The organism is Kibdelosporangium banguiense (genome assembly GCF_017876405.1).
Classification (GTDB): domain Bacteria; phylum Actinomycetota; class Actinomycetes; order Mycobacteriales; family Pseudonocardiaceae; genus Kibdelosporangium; species Kibdelosporangium banguiense.
The window spans coordinates 10,597,431-10,612,137 of the sequence record NZ_JAGINW010000001.1 but is presented as its reverse complement, the minus strand read 5'-3'; the positions used below and the strand labels follow the sequence as shown (position 1 = coordinate 10,612,137).

General features: G+C 67.2%; 13 protein-coding genes and 1 pseudogene. 5 read left to right on the top strand and 9 right to left on the bottom strand.

What is annotated here, in order from left to right; genetic code table 11:
• Window positions 1-32 precede the first annotated feature (32 nt).
• Genes JOF56_RS47440 through JOF56_RS47430 form a run of 3 tightly spaced genes read right to left on the bottom strand, consistent with a single transcriptional unit; the run spans window position 33 to window position 3,185 of the window.
• Window positions 33-1,226, bottom strand: coding sequence for an NAD(P)-binding domain-containing protein (locus tag JOF56_RS47440; protein ID WP_209646066.1), 1,194 nt, complete (start codon window positions 1,224-1,226; stop codon window positions 33-35).
• Window positions 1,227-1,233: 7 nt separating this feature from the next.
• Window positions 1,234-1,830: a 3-phenylpropionate/cinnamic acid dioxygenase subunit beta gene (locus tag JOF56_RS47435; protein WP_209646065.1), complete on the bottom strand. Its 597-nt coding sequence runs from the start codon at window positions 1,828-1,830 to the stop codon at window positions 1,234-1,236.
• A gap of 2 nt (window positions 1,831-1,832) precedes the next feature.
• A complete protein-coding gene (locus tag JOF56_RS47430; RefSeq protein WP_209646064.1) occupies window positions 1,833-3,185 on the bottom strand; it encodes a Rieske 2Fe-2S domain-containing protein in 1,353 nt (450 codons plus the stop codon).
• 167 nt (window positions 3,186-3,352) lie between these two features.
• On the opposite strand from JOF56_RS47430, the gene JOF56_RS47425 reads away from it, so the two are divergent.
• Both JOF56_RS47425 and lhgD read left to right on the top strand, forming a co-directional pair.
• Window positions 3,353-4,201 (top strand): alpha/beta fold hydrolase, encoded by an 849-nt coding sequence (locus JOF56_RS47425; protein WP_307855587.1) that lies wholly within the window; start codon window positions 3,353-3,355, stop codon window positions 4,199-4,201.
• Entirely contained in the window at window positions 4,198-5,391 is a 1,194-nt protein-coding gene (lhgD, locus tag JOF56_RS47420; protein WP_209646063.1) for an L-2-hydroxyglutarate dehydrogenase, read from the top strand. The genes JOF56_RS47425 and lhgD overlap by 4 nt, the downstream gene beginning before the upstream one ends.
• A gap of 51 nt (window positions 5,392-5,442) precedes the next feature.
• Here the strand turns inward: lhgD and JOF56_RS47415 are convergent, their stop codons facing one another.
• Both JOF56_RS47415 and JOF56_RS47410 read right to left on the bottom strand, forming a co-directional pair.
• Entirely contained in the window at window positions 5,443-6,381 is a 939-nt protein-coding gene (locus tag JOF56_RS47415) for a 3-carboxyethylcatechol 2,3-dioxygenase (RefSeq protein WP_209646062.1), read from the bottom strand.
• A 22-nt stretch (window positions 6,382-6,403) separates the two neighbouring features.
• Complete coding sequence (locus tag JOF56_RS47410) at window positions 6,404-7,267, bottom strand: IclR family transcriptional regulator (RefSeq protein WP_209646061.1); 864 nt, start codon at window positions 7,265-7,267, stop codon at window positions 6,404-6,406.
• 226 nt (window positions 7,268-7,493) lie between these two features.
• On the opposite strand from JOF56_RS47410, the gene JOF56_RS47405 reads away from it, so the two are divergent.
• From JOF56_RS47405 to JOF56_RS58975, 3 genes are all read left to right on the top strand, one after another.
• Complete coding sequence (locus JOF56_RS47405) at window positions 7,494-7,835, top strand: bifunctional 3-phenylpropionate/cinnamic acid dioxygenase ferredoxin subunit (RefSeq protein ID WP_307855586.1); 342 nt, start codon at window positions 7,494-7,496, stop codon at window positions 7,833-7,835.
• Window positions 7,832-9,028 carry an NAD(P)/FAD-dependent oxidoreductase gene (locus tag JOF56_RS47400; protein ID WP_209646059.1) on the top strand — a complete coding sequence of 399 codons (1,197 nt, stop codon included), beginning with the start codon at window positions 7,832-7,834 and terminating at the stop codon, window positions 9,026-9,028. The genes JOF56_RS47405 and JOF56_RS47400 overlap by 4 nt, the downstream gene beginning before the upstream one ends.
• A 94-nt stretch (window positions 9,029-9,122) precedes the next feature.
• Entirely contained in the window at window positions 9,123-9,851 is a 729-nt protein-coding gene (locus JOF56_RS58975) for a 2-keto-4-pentenoate hydratase (RefSeq protein ID WP_307855585.1), read from the top strand.
• An 18-nt stretch (window positions 9,852-9,869) separates the two neighbouring features.
• On the opposite strand, the pseudogene JOF56_RS58970 reads toward JOF56_RS58975, so the two are convergent.
• The 4 genes and pseudogenes from JOF56_RS58970 to JOF56_RS47380 all read right to left on the bottom strand — a co-directional run.
• Window positions 9,870-10,337, bottom strand: a pseudogene (locus tag JOF56_RS58970) (nitrilase-related carbon-nitrogen hydrolase); the annotation flags it as partial.
• A 130-nt stretch (window positions 10,338-10,467) separates the two neighbouring features.
• Window positions 10,468-11,508 (bottom strand): agmatine deiminase family protein, encoded by a 1,041-nt coding sequence (locus JOF56_RS47390; RefSeq protein WP_209646057.1) that lies wholly within the window; start codon window positions 11,506-11,508, stop codon window positions 10,468-10,470.
• On the bottom strand, window positions 11,505-13,160 hold the full coding sequence (locus tag JOF56_RS47385) for an amidohydrolase (RefSeq protein ID WP_307855584.1): 1,656 nt from the start codon (window positions 13,158-13,160) through the stop codon (window positions 11,505-11,507). Before JOF56_RS47385 ends, JOF56_RS47390 begins: the two co-directional genes overlap by 4 nt.
• A complete protein-coding gene (locus tag JOF56_RS47380) occupies window positions 13,157-14,650 on the bottom strand; it encodes an APC family permease (RefSeq protein ID WP_307855583.1) in 1,494 nt (497 codons plus the stop codon). The genes JOF56_RS47385 and JOF56_RS47380 overlap by 4 nt, the downstream gene beginning before the upstream one ends.
• Between the last annotated feature and the right edge of the window lie 57 nt (window positions 14,651-14,707).

Sequence of the window (14,707 nt, the reverse complement as noted above, 5' to 3'; positions counted from 1 at the left end):
TCGTCAGTGCGGGCAAAGTGCTTGACTGTCATTTATGCATGACCGCTCCATTCTTGGGTTATCTTTCCACGCCTTGTCTCGAAGAGGTCGTGCGTGCGGAATCGGCTGCCGTCACCGCGGTGAATGAGTAGCCGGACCATGATGAGACCGGCCTCGCCGGCGAACTGCTCGATGACGATGTGCCGCGGGCCCCGCGATCGCGCGGTGACTGTCTTCACGTAGGCATCCAGCCCGTGGACTTCGCCGCCGTCGATTCCGTGCCAGATGAACGAAGCGTCGGCCACTTCGCCGAGCAGCTCGGGTGTGTCCGCGTTCCAGAGCTCTACGAACCGCCGAACCAGTTGTCTGTCGTTGCTCACTACTGCGTGCGTCCGGCGGTCGGCGAGCACCTGGACGACGGCACCGAAGTGGTGATCGCCGAGCCCTTCGGCAAGCGCCTCGCCGAACGCCTCGACGAGAGCCGCAACGTTCGCCGACGACATCTCCAGCCCGGCGGCCAGTTCGGCGAGCAGCCGCATGTCTTTGTCGATCAACCGAAGGGGCGCCCCGCGGTTGTCGGACAGGTCGGCGCCGAGGATCTTCTCCGGGATCGAGTCCAGCACCGCACTGCGAGCCGGGCCGTGCTGCATCGCCTGGGCGAGCAGTGGGGCGTCGACCCCTGCCTTGGCGGCCATCAGCAGTGCTTCGAGGGAGATCAGGTACGTGCCGTAGAGGACCTGCTGGTTGACCAGCTTGCCGACCGTGCCGCATCCCGGTCCGCCGAGGTGGGTGACGTGGTTCGCGAGCACCGCGAACAGCGGTTGCAGCTCGGCCACGGCCACCGGATCACCCCCGACGAAGAACGTCGCATCCGGTGGGCGGCCGGTGACCGGGGCGTCGACGAAGGCGACGCCCCGGGACGCGCACTCCCCGGCGAGGCTCAGGACGAGCGCGTGGGAGTTGGTGCTGCAGTCGACGACGATGCGCGGCAACGAATCGGCGCTCAGGATGCCGTCGGGCCCAGCAACACATTCCCGGACCTGGCTGGGCTCCCGCACCATCATGAAGACGATGTCGCGGCCCGATGCCAAAGCGCTTGCGCTGCCGGCCGTGACGGCGCCAGCGTGCTCGAGTTCAGCGCACCGTGCGGGGTCGATGTCGAAGACGGTCAGCTCATATCCCGCTGCGAGCAGGGCCCGCCCCATGAGGGTGCCCATGAAGCCGAGACCGATGAGACCAACGTTCATACCGTGCTCACAGGAAGATGCTGAGGTTCTTGGACAGCACGACGCTCTGGTCGAGCAGGATCGTACGGCCCGCGATCCGCCACTGGGCCGGTCCGGTACAGCGCAGCAGGTCCTCGCGTTCACCGACCCAGAAGTCGGTTTCGCGCTCCAGGCGATTGCGGTAGCAGATGAAGTTGGACCGCACCTCGAACTCGTCGGGATCCTCGGTCTGGCGGACCACCACGTTGGAGACGATGTGGCGGGTGCGCGAAGGCGGGTCCTCCGACCAGTGCATGCCGGTCAGGAACTGGTTGACCCGCCAGCCAAGCGTCTGTTTGTTGTCGTCGAACAGCGCGACATCACCGCGCTGCGAATTTTCCTTGTCCGCCTCCCGTCGCAGCCGGTTGCGACGCGTGGGTGCCCAATAGCGGATGTCGTCAGCCATCAGCGTGTACCACTCGGCGAACTTCCGGTCGTCGAGCAGTTTTGCCTCCATGTAGAGGAACTGCTCGATTTCCAGCTGCAGGCGAGGACTGGCGAACAGATCGACCGGAGGGACGACGGGGGTGATGGACTCGCGGCCGGCGGGAGCCGAGGGGGAGCGGCCAGCGGTGCTCTCGGACATGTCTACCGTCCCTCCGACGAAGAGGTGGCGATCGCCGGCTCGTCCGCGCCGATCGCCGGGTACTTCTCACTGGTCATGAATTCCCGCCACCGCCGGTAGAAGTTGCGGTGCGACTCTTCGGCCACATAGGACTCGGTGATGATGCCGGGAAATCTCGGGTGATCGCGCAAGCCGCGCCCCATACCCATCTGGTAGTTCAGTGGGACGTCCCGCACCGCCGGCCCGATGAGATTCGCGCTGATCTCGCTCCAGTTCTCGCCGTCGTCGGAGTCTGCGACGCCGAGCGGCCACACGTGCATGTTGTTCATGATGGCCCGCTTGACCTCGGCCGGGGCCGCCTTGTCCACGACGCAGTAGCGCCAGTACTGGAAGGTGTCCGGCGTGACGGGATGCCAGATTCCGATGCTGCTGTGGCAGAACACGCGGGTGAGGAACGAGAAGTTCGGGAACACGTTGCCCGCGCCCAAGGACGGTCCATCCACGCGCTCAGCGCCGAGCCGGTCTCGGACCTCGGCCGCGGTGTCGCGGTAGTACTGCGCGACCAGTTCGTAGTCGGCTGACGGCACGTAGGGCGCGTCGTCCATGCCGTTCTTGCGCCATCCCGCCAGCCCGTGCCCGGCGCGGCTGCTGTACTGGAAGCCAGGCTTGAGCGGGTTGGGGTCTGCCTCGTGGTCGGCGTCGCGCCACGACATGGAGGCCGACACGTGGGTCAGGAAAGCGTGGTAGTTGTCGCCGGCGAACTGTTCGGCGCCCATCTTCCAGTTTCCCCGGTGGACGATCTTGTGGACGCCGCCGAGCACTTCGATGCCGCCTTCGCGGCGGTCGACGAGAGCGTCGAGATACCAGGCCATGTCCCCCAGGTACTCCGGCAGGCTCGGGGCGTCCTCGTCGAAGTTCGCGAAGATCAGGCCCTTGTAGGTCTCCACCCGGGGGACCTGGACGAGACCGAACTTGCCGCGGTCGAGCGCGTCACCGTAGGCGGCCTGCTGCATGGGAACGTTGTTGAGGGCCCCGTCAAGACCGTACGACCAGCCATGGAACGTGCAGGTGAAGGCTCGCGTGTTTCCGCTGTCGGCCCGGCACACCTTCATGCCGCGGTGCCGGCAGGCGTTGAGCACCACCTTTGTCCCGCCGTCGTTCTGGCGGACGACAAGGACGGGATTGAGTCCCATGTAGGTGGAGATGAAGTCGCCGCGCTTGCGCAGCTGGCTCTCGTGACCGACGTACAGCCACGTTCGCATGAACAGGCGACGGCTCTCGAAGTCGAAGAGTTCGCGGTCGTGGAAGATCTCCGGACTGACCAAGCCGTCGTCCGGGCGGACCAGACCGCCGATGTCGTGCTCGGACCAGCTCATCGCGGCCGTCTCCTTCGTCGTCTGCGCCAGAGGGATCGACGGCAACGCTAGGTCGGCCGGCCGGTCGCGAGGTATCCGCGATTTCACCTGGTGGCACCACCGCCGCGAGGTACCGAAGGATGAAACAGGCATTGGGAATACCGCGGTTGCGCTGATAGCCCTGGGCTGTGAACACAACTGCCCTGTCGATCGACCCGCAGAGCCTGAGCAGGTTCGCCGACACGCCGAAGTTCCGCATCCACTACTACGAGTCGGGCCAGGGACATCCGCTGGTTCTGTTGCACGGCAGCGGTCCTGGAGCCAACGGCTGGACCAACTTCCAACACAACATCCCGCACCTCGCCCGGACCAACCGCGTCATCGCCGTCGACATGCCGGGCTGGGGGCAAAGCGACACCCAGACCAGCGAGACGGGCTACGACCACCCCGCCGCGTTGATCGCGCTGCTTGACGCCTTGGACATCGACCGTGCCGCCCTGATCGGCAACTCGTTGGGCGGCACGACCGCGATCGAGGTCGCGTTGCGCGCCCCGGAACGCGTCAGCCACCTGGTCACGATGGGTGCTCCTTTTCCGGGCAAGAACTACTTCTCCGCGGGCAACGGCGCCTCCGAAGGCCAGAAGATCCTCGACGAGGCCTACCGGACGCCCACGGCCGGGAACATGAAGCGCCTGGTCGAGATCATGTGCTTCGATCCGGCGTGGGCCACCGACGAACTCGCCCGGCAACGTTCCGCCGCGGCCCAGGAACGGCCCGATCACCTGCAGAGCTATCTCGCCAGGCCGTTGCCTCGGCCCTACTTCTCACTCGGTGCGCAGATGGGCCGAATCGAGGTCCCCACGCTGGCCATCCACGGGCGTGACGACCGGGTGGTGTCCTACGAGCACAGCCTCAGGCTCGTTTCGACGCTCCCGCAATCCCGGCTGCTGCTGATCAACCGGTGCGGACACTGGGTACAGATCGAGCACGCCGCGGAGTTCAACCGGGTCACGGCCCAGTTTGTCGCCGGGGCATGAGCGAGCACTACGACTTCTGCGTGATCGGTGCGGGAATCGTCGGCGCGGCCACCGCGTGGAACCTGTTGCGGCGCAATGCCGGGGCCAGCGTGCTGCTCCTGGAGAAGGAGCAGCAAGCCGGCGTACATCAGACAGGCCACAACAGCGGCGTCATCCACGCTGGGATCTACTACGAGCCCGGCAGCCTGAAAGCCAGGCTGTGTCGCCGAGGTGCCGCTTGGACCAAGACGTTCGCCGCTGAGAACGGCATCCCGTTCCGCGAGTGCGGAAAGCTCCTTGTCGCGACTGACGAAACCGAGCTGGCACGGATGGAGCAGCTGGTCGAGCGCGCCACGAGGAACGGCCTCGACGCGGAGCGGCTGGACGCGGCCGCGCTACGCGAGCGGGAACCGCTGATCGACGGCGCTGCCGCGTTGTTCATCAAGGAGACCGGGATCATCGACTATGGACAGGTCACTGAGGCGCTTGTCCGGCAGGCTCAACATATGGGTGGCACGGTCGTCACCGGCGCGCGGGTCGTGGAAATCGCCGAACGGGCTGACGCCGTCACCGTTTCCTGCGCGGCGCGGACCTGGCAGTGCCGGAAGCTGATCGCGTGCGCGGGTTTGCAGTCCGACCGGGTCGCCCGGCTGGCCGGCTTGCCGACCGACTTCCAGATCGTGCCCTTCCGCGGGGAGTACTACCGGCTGCCGCCGGCCAAGGCCGGCCTGGTGGCACATCTGATCTATCCGGTTCCGGATCCGGATCTTCCGTTCCTCGGCGTGCACCTGAGTCCGACGATCGGCGGCGACTTGACCGTCGGGCCCAGCGCTGTGCTCGCGCTGGGCCGTGAGCGGTATTCCACCTTCGGGTTCGACGCGCGCGATGTGTGGGAGATGCTGCGGTTCCGGGGGATGCGGAAGGTCGCCAAGGCGAACTTCGGTACGGGTCTGCGGGAGATGCGCAACGCCGCGTGGAAACGTGGCTACCTGCGCGCCTGCCGGAAGTACTGCCCGTCGCTGGAACTTTCGGACCTGGAATCGAAGTTCTCCGGGGTTCGGGCCCAGGCGGTCATGAACGACGGCACCTTCGTGCACGACTTTCTCCTGCGCACGACGCCGCGCATGGTGCACGTCGTGAACGCGCCGTCGCCCGCTGCCACCTCGGCGTTGCCGATCGGCGAAATGATCGCCGAACGAGCCGCTGCCTGAGCGAGGGACTTCCGCCGGAGCGGGGTTGCCGCCCGCTCCGGCACAGGTCTGCTACGTGACAGGCCGAGCGGTGGTGACCGCGAAGCCGGCGATCAACTCCAGGATCGGTCTGTAGTAGGAACTGGTGACGCGGTAGGCGCCAGCCGTGCTGAGGGCGCTGTAGGCAGCCACCCACGTGCGAACCTCGTGTACGGAATGCCCAGCAGCCTCGGTCATATCCGCTGCCCGGTAGTCATCGAAACGACGCGTCACCCCTGAGGCGCAGACCTGAAGGAATGCCCTGTCCCACTCCGGATTGAGATCCTGGATGTCCGCCTCACCCGCGGCGAAGGCCACTGCGGCAGCCTTGACCCGCTGCTCGCGCTGGGCGCGGACCTCCGGACTGGGATTGCGTCCGTTCAGCAACAAAGCCCGTTGCTGCTCGGTCGCCGTGTTCAGCTGAGGCACGGGCGGATCGTGCGACAAGCCGCCCGAACCGATCAGCAGCACGCGCTTGTCGAGGGTCGTGAGGTAGCGTCCGGCCGCCTCACCGAGCAGGCGCACCCGCTGCATCGGCGCGAAGGGCGGCGCCACGGAGTTCACGAAGACGGGGATGACCGGCTTGGCGGCCACCGAACCGAACAGCAGCTCCAATGGCTGAACCGCGCCGTGATCGACTTGCATCTGCAGCGAAACCGAGGCGTCGACGCCCGCGGTGATGACCGCCTCGGCGAGCTCCGCGGCCTCGGCTGGAACCCGGTAGGGGGTCGTGTCGCTGCCGAAGTCTCCGACCCCGCAAGCCGCCAAGCCGATGCAGAACTGGGGCATCAGTTCGTAGAAGAAGCCGTTGTAGTGGTCAGGGGCGAAGGCGACGACGAGCTCGGGGTCGTACTCGTCGACGAACTCACGCGCCACCGACACCGCGGCCTCGACATCGGCACGAATCTCGTCCGGTGGCTCCCCGGCACTGAACAGAGGGCTGTGTGACATGCAGACGAGCGCCAGGCTCATCGTCGGCTCCTTTTCGGATTCGTCAGGCGGAGCACGCCTTGATGATGCTGCCTTGGGAAGGGTCGACCTGGGCGGCGTCGAGTGCCAGACCGATGTTGACCGCCGTGCGACGGATGGCCGGCGCGGCGCGCCGGGGATCGAAGTCCGTGAGCGACCCGGCGACCGACACGGCGGCGACGCAGCCGTCACGACGGGTGAGAATGGGTGCGGCCCCGCAGGTCAGGCCGATGGCGGCCTCCTGGTTGTCCAGAGCGAAGCCTTCGTTTTGCACTCGCCGCAACGCATGGATCACAGCAGGCGGGCTCGCCAGCGTGTAGGCGGTGATCGGCCGGAGGTTACGCGTGACGTTATCGAGCACCACACCGCTGCTGTGCGCGAGAATGGCCTTGCCGACGGCGGTACTGATCGCCGGGCATCTCGCGCCCACCCGTGACGGGGTCTTCGTGCGCCGGTGCCCGAACAGCTTCTCGAGGTACAGGACGTCGGTGCCCTCAAGCACGGCGAGGTGCACGGTTTGACCCGTGGTCGCGAACAAGTCCTGCAGGAAGGGCATGGCGGTCTCGCGCAACTGCTCCGTGGGGCCGGATTCGCCTGCGCCCGAGGCGATCGCCGCCAGCATGACGAGTCGTTCGCCGAGGGTGTAGGTATTGCCCGACCGGGCCACCAGGCCGGCTCCTCGCAGTGTGTTGAGCATGCGCAACGCGGTGGACTTCGACAGTCCGGTCCGCTCGGCGAGCTGGGTCAGGTTCAGCCTGGGGTCCTCCGGCTCGAAGGAGTTGAGCAGGGCGATCGCCCGATTCACGGTGTTCGTGGTCCCGGCGTCCCGATGGGAGCCGCCGATGGTGGTCTCGTGCCCGGTCGCCGTCTGCAACACCTCAAGAGTCATCGTCGACCCCTTTGAGATCATGTGTGACTGAGATAATTTTTGACTATGGAAAATAATTTTTCTTTGTCAAACGTGATGGGAGAGTAGCTGCTGAACAGGCATGGTCACAAGCCACGCCGGACCGCGGGTCGATGCCGCCCGGGTTTCACCCTGCGACACGAGCGCTGGCCCAAGCCGGTACGCGGGTGTGCCATGGGTCCGGACAACGACAGAGGAGGGACCGCCCGTGTCGCAGGAAATCAGGGTGGCCGCCGTCGACGACATCGATGAAGGCGACGCGATCACTGTCGACGCGAAGACCGCCGGAACGCCGGACGACATCGCGATCTTCCACAGCGGCGGCGGCGGCTTCTACGCGCTCGACGACACCTGTACCCACGAGACCGCCTCGCTCGCCGACGGCTGGATCGAGGGCAAGGAGGTCGAGTGCCCGGTGCACGCGGCCAAGTTCTGCCTACTCACCGGCAAAGCTCTCTGCCTGCCGGCCACACGAGCTGTTCGGACTCATCGGGTCGAGGTCCGGGACGGCGCTGTGTGGCTCACGCCGAACCTCGCGGTCGACGCATGAACACCGTGCTGGTCGTCGGCGGCGGCCTGGCCGGCTTGAGCACCGCTCGCCGGCTGCGTGAGCTCGGCTTCGAAGGCTCGGTGACGATCGTCGACCCCGCGCCACTGCCTTACGACCGGCCACCGCTGAGCAAAACCTTCCTCCTCGGCGAGACAACCGAGGAGGGGCTGCTGCTCGCTTCCGCCGAGTGGTACGCCGAAAACAAGGTGGAGGTGCTGAAGGACAGCGTCGTTGCCCTGCGCCCCGACGTCGAGCTCGTCTCAGGGGAGACCATTCGTGCGGATCGCGTGGTGCTGGCAACGGGGAGCCGGGCACGCCGGCTGCCGATCTCCGGTGCCGATCTGCCTGGAGTCCGGTCGCTGCGCACCGTCGCAGATGCCCGGCGGCTTCGCGAGGATCTGCAGCCGGATCGCGAACTCGTCATCGTCGGGGCGGGACTCATCGGAGCCGAAGTGGCATCGACCGCACACCGGCTCGGTCTGCGAGTCACACTCGTCGATCCGGTGGAAACGCCGCTCGTGCCCGCCGTTGGCCGGGACCTCGCCACCTACCTGCACGACATGCACCGCAAGGCCGGGATCCGGGTCATCACCGGACAGGCCGGCGAGATCAGACGCGACGGCTCGCGCTATGCCGTCGTCCTGGCAGATGGCACCGCTCTGCAGGCGGACACCGTCCTGTCCGCGGTCGGTGGTGTCCCCGACATCGGTCTGGCCTCGGCCGCAGGCTTGGCCACCTGCGACGGAATCGTCGTCGACGCCAATGGGCGCACCTCGAACCCGGCGGTCTACGCGGTCGGTGACTCCGCTCGCGTGCGACTCGCCGACGGCACCCTGACCAGGCGCGGCGAACACTGGGAAGCGGCGCGCCAATCCGGGGAGCGGGCCGCCGCCGCCATTCTCGGTGCGCAGGTGGAACCGCAAGTGTCGTCATGGTTCTGGTCGGACCGGCACGGAGTCCATGTCGAAGCCTTCGGACGCCTCCGCGGCCTCGGTACCACCGTGCTGCGCGGCCGGCCCGGCGGCCCATGGGCCGCACTGCACATCAACGCGGCCGGATATCTCGTTGGCGCCGCGGCGATCGACGACAGCACGACAGTACGCGCCGCCCGCCGCATCGCTGAGCGACGCCGCCAGGTTGATCCCGCCGAGCTCGCAGATCCCACGACCAATCTCAGAAAACTGGCCCGTTGAAAGGACGCCCATGTCGAATACCCGGTCTTCGGGCGTTGAGGAGGCCGCTCAGCGGTTACTCGAAGCTTCCCGGACCCGCACTCCCTGCGCACCCGTGCGTGATGTGCTTCCGGACGGCAACGCGAGGACAGCGTACGCGGTACAGAAAATCCTCACCGATGTGGCGCTGGCCGGCGGGCGGCGGATCAGCGGGCGCAAGATCGGGCTGACATCGCCGGCGGTGCAGCGGCAGTTGGGGGTGGACCAGCCGGATTTCGGGGTGCTCTTCGAGGACATGGCGGTCCCGGCCGCCGGAGTGGCTGATCCAGGCCTGTTGCTACAGCCGAGGATCGAGACGGAGATCGCTTTCGTCCTCGGATCGGATCTCGACGGACCGGACCTCGACGAGGTCGCCGTTCGAGCGGCGACTGAGTACGTCGTGGCGGCGCTGGAGATCGTGGACAGCCGGATCGCCGGTTGGGACATCACCTTCGTCGACACCGTCGCGGACAACGCGTCGAGCGGGTTGTACGTGCTGGGCGCGGAGCGCCATGCGCTCGACGGGCGTGATCTGACCGGAGTGCGGATGGAGTTGGCTGACGGCACCGGCGTTGTCGTCAGCAAGGGCGTGGGCTCGGCGTGTCTGGGTGATCCAGTGCGGGCCGTGCTGTGGCTGGCGCGAACCTGTCAGGCACTGGGATCACCGCTCCGGGCGGGAGAAGTCGTGCTGTCCGGGGCCTTGGGGCCGATGGTCGAAGCCGGGCCGGACAGTGAGTTCACGGCGTCGCTGTGCGGGCTGGGGACGGTGTCGGTCGGGTTCTCGGGACGAAGGGAACGGGGATGAGGCCAGTATGTCGGCGCCGTTGAGCGAGTAGAGCCGGGCGAGTTCGGGAAACCACTGGTCCCAGCACGTCGGTAGCCCCAGGCGGGCTTCATGGTCGCCGGGAAGATCGACGACGGTGTAGGGCTCGCCGTCGGTGGGGCCGGGCCGGAAGTAGCGGTTCTCGTAGTAGCCGGCGGTGATGGGGATGTGCATTTTCCGGGTCCGGCCGAGCAAAGAGCGGTCGGGTGCGACGAGGATCGCGGTGTTGTACCCGAGTCCGTCAGGGCCGTCGGCGCGTTCGAACAGTGACGCGTGCACGGCGATACCGTGTTCGGCTGCTGCGGCTGCTGCGAACGCGTAGGTGGGGCCGGTCGTCAGGTCCTCCGCGGACGCGGTCGCATCGCCATCGGGGATCCGGTCCGCGGGGTAGCGGGCGAGGGTGAGTTCGGAGAGGAACACGACGTGTGCTCCGGCGTTGGCGGCGGTGCGGATTCCGTCGTTCAGCATGGCGAGGTGTTCGGCGGGGTCGGCGTGCCAGCGTGTCTGTACCACGCCAACGGTGAGCGGCGGCCGGGTGCTGGGGCGCACACGCGCTGGTGACTCATGTGGTGCGGAGGTGATCAGGCGCATGGCTTCCTCACAACGTCGATCGGGGCTGTTGTTGGGTGATGCAGTGGACCCCGCCCCCACTGGCGAAGATCGGCCGGGCATCAACAAGTTCTACCGTCCGGTTCGGGTAGGCGTTGCGAAGGATGTCGGCGGCCAGAGCGTCGTTGGGGTCGTCGAAGGCACACAGCACTACGACGCCATTGGCGACGTAGTGATTGATGTAGGAGTAGTCCACGAACTCTCCCCCGTCCTCCAGCACCGTGGGCGCGGGCAACTCGACCACCTGGAGCCGACGGCCACGAGCGTCGACACTCGTGGCCAGCAGTTCGATGATCTCTTTGGATACTTCGTGATCGGGGTGCGCCGGGTTTGTCTGGTGGTGCACAGCCACGACACCCGGGCGCAGGAGCGCGGCCACGATGTCGACGTGCCCGCGGGTGCCGAATTCGCCGTAGTCACGTGTCAGTCCACGCGGAAGCCAGAGAGCCGTTGTCGTTCCGAGGCGCGCGTGTACTTCGGCCTCGACCTGTTCCTTTGTCCACCCCGGGTTGCGTGCGTTGTCGAGCTGCACTGTTTCCGTCAGCAGCACAGTCCCTTCACCGTCCACGTGCAGGCCGCCGCCCTCGGTGGTCAATGTGGACCTGTGGCAGGGATGACTGGCCAGGGCGGCGACTTCGGCCGCGACATGCTTGTCACGTCCCCAAACGGCCCACGATTGGGCGCCCCAGCCGTTGAACTGCCAATCGACCGCCGTCAGCCCGGTCGGCGAATGCTGGTCGTGGACGAAGGTCGGGCCGATGTCCCGCATCCACGCGTCATCGATCGGGATCTCGACGACGTCGACTTCGGGCCGCACAAGACACCGCGCAGCACCTGCCTGCCCTACACCGGCCACGAGGGTGACCGGTTCGTAGCGCGCCACGAGGTTGGCCACCTCGGCCCACACCCGGCGCGCCTCGGCGAGCGTCGGCGAGTCTTCCTCCCCGAACGTCTGGTTTGGTGGCGGGAACGCCATCCACGTACGCTCGTGCGGCTCCGCCTCAGCGGGCATTCTGCTGTCGCGCTTCATCGCGCAACCCGGGGCAGTGCTGCAGAGGCGGCTTCCGCCCGGTGGACCACTTGGCCGTCCACGACGGTCAGTTCGACGGGTGACTCGGCGAACTCGTCGGGGGAGGCACTGAGCGGATCGAGGACGAACGCGGCGAGGTCGGCGCGGAAACCCGGCGCGATCCGGCCGCTGCAGTCGGCCAGTCCCGCGGCGGCCGCAGCCTGCGTGGTGTACCCCTCCAGCGCCATCAATGCGGTGAGGCCCTGGTCGGGGAGCACCGGGTCGATGTCCGCGTGTTGTGCCGGGCGGCGCAGCTGGGCTGCGGCGATGATGCTTCGAGGATCGAAGTGTGCGATGGGCCAGTCGGAGCCGAGGGTGAGCCGGGCGCCGTGCGTACGCAGGTCGCGGCAGCGGAACGCGCGGCCCGCGCGCTGGCTGCCCAGTCGGCGTGACCAGTTGTCGGACTGGTCGGCGCATGTGTAATGCGTGCAGTGGGTCGGCTGCATGCTCGCAGTCACGTCGAGGGCCTGGAACCGCGGTAGGAGCTCGGCGGGCATGGTCTCGAGGTGCTCGATGCGATGGGGCGTCCGGGATGGGCGGGGCAGGCCTGCCAGAGTGTCGAGCACGTACCGGATTCCGGCGTCGCCGATCGCGTGCGTCACCGTCGGCACGCCTCGGCGGGCCAGGAAGTTCACCGCGGCGGTGTATTCAGCCGGATCCGGCCAGAGCGGTGCAGTGCATTCCCCTTCGCTGTCGGGTTCGGCGAGCCAGGCGGTCCCGCCGTCGATCGTGCCGTCGATCATGAACTTGGCGCCGTCCACCCGCCAGCGGCGTCCAGCCCGACGCTGCTGATCGAGGACGTGGTCGAGGTCGGCGGAGGTGGATCCGGGCATGACGAACGGAGCGAACCGCCATCGCACTGGCAGATCACCACTGTCCTCGGCCGCTTTCATCAGATCGTGTGCGTCGCCCTCGAAATCCATGGCGTTTCCCGCGGTGATGCCGGTCGCCGCCATGCCGTGGAGAAGCTTCAGCAGGCGGGGGAGCCGCTCGGCTGACGTCTCGCTCGGCAGTACGTCCTGCACCAAGGTCATGGCTTCGCGCTCCAGCAGGTGTCCCGTGGGGCACCCGCTGGAGTCGCAGACGATGCGTGCGCTGGAGGCGAAGTCGCGCGTCCCGTCCACACCTGCGATCTCCAGGGCCCGGGGACTGACAAGTGCGGAGTGCGCGTCGAACGACCATAGGAACACCGGGACGTGGGGACCGACGGCCCGCACGAGAGGCTCGGCCGTGACGGGTGTTCCGTCGAAGACAATGGGGTTGAGACCCCAGCCGAGCAGCCACTCGTCGCGCGTCAATCGTTGTGCGGCGTTTCGCAGCGTGACGATGAGACCGTCGACCGAAGTCACCTCGGACAGATCCACTCCCCGGGTGAGGGCGAGCCCCATGACGGGATGGGCATGACCGTCGACCAGTCCAGGAGTGACGGTGGCGGAGCCGAGATCGATGACCTCGGTCCCTTCACCACGCCAGTCCCGGATGTCGGCCCGGGTGCCGGTCGCGGTGATCCGGCCGCCGGCCACGGCGATCGCCTCGACCGGCTTCGCTTCGTCCGTCAGGGTGTGCACACGGTCGGCCAGCACGATCAGCTCCGCGAATCCGCCTCCTGTCACAGTGCGTCCTTTCCCACGTCGCCCGCGTCGCCCTCGCCGATCCGTGCGTAGACGTCGGGACGACGCACCCGCAGTCGCAGGGCGATGACGGCTCCGGCCACAAGGGACAGTGGCACCAGGCTGAGCAGTACGGCGTTCACCATCGGCCCGGACTGGGTGAAAAGTGCGATGTGGTCGACGACCAGATAGGTCGCGGCAGCGAGCAGGATCGCCGACACGGTCCCGGCGATGACCGCGCGTCGTGTCATGGCAGCGCGGTTGCGACGTAGGAAATACACGACGACTGCGACGGCGGTCAGGGTTTCCAGCACCAGGATGCCGACCACGCCGGGGGAGTTGACCCACAGCAGCAGCCCCTGGTAGGGATCCGCTTTCGCCACCACGAAGGCGAGAATCACCACCAGTGCGAGGACACTTTGGACGATGCCGGCGCGGTTGGGTGAGCCGTGCCGCGGGTGCAGCACGCCGACCCACGCGGGGAGGACTCCCTCGGCGGACAGGACGAACATGTACCGGGTGATCGCGTTGTAGAACGCGATCTGTGCGGCGAGGACACTGGTCACGATGAGCAGGTTCATCGCCGTGCCGGCCCAGCCACCGACATAGCGTTCGATGATGCCGAAGAACATTCCCGGTGCGTTCGTGGTCGCCACGCCGACCGCGTCAGCCGATCCGTAGGCCTGGATCGCGGCCCAGGTGACGAAGGCGTAGAAGATCGCCATGAACCCGACTGCCAGATAGGTCGCGCGTGGGATCGTCCGCTCGGGACGACGGGCCTCCCGGCGGTACAAGGCGGTCGATTCGAAACCCATGTAGGCGGCGAAACCGATCCCGATGGCGGCAGCCATGCCGGGGGCGAACGCGGCGGAGGGCGTGAACGAAACCCCGTCCAGCCCACCGGCACCACCCTTGAACAGGACACCGAAGGCCATCAGCGCCAGGATTGCCGTCTCAGCCACCAGGAGGACACCGAGCACCTTGGCGTTCACCTCGATGCCGAACCAGCCGACAAGCAGGACGAGAGCGACCGCGGCCACCGCGACGACAGGCCATGGCACCGTGATACCGAACAGCTCCGCCAGACTCTGCCGCACCTGTACCGCGAGCAGACCGTAGACGCCAATCTGCAGTCCATTGTAGGAAAGCAACGCGAGCAGCGCAGCCGCCAGCCCCCAGGTCCGGCCGAGACCTTTTGAGACATACGAATAGAACGCGCCGGCACTGCCGACGTGCTTGGTCATGGTGGTGAAGGCGGTCGCGAAGGTGGCCAGGACCGCACCGGCGATCAGGTAGGCGACCGGTGCCCCGACCCCGCCGATCGAGATCGCCAGTGGCGCGACGCCCGCCATCACGGTGAGCGGTGCGGCCGCGGCGACCACCAGGAAGACTATGGATCCCGTACCGAGCATCGAGACCTTGACGCGCTCCGGGGAGCCGCTCTGAGCCTGGGGTGCGTCGTGAGCGGGCGCAGGCTGGGGATTGGATGTCACCGTTCTCGATCCTCTCTGGGCCGCCGGACAGCTAGACGAATAGCATTCGGATAGCGT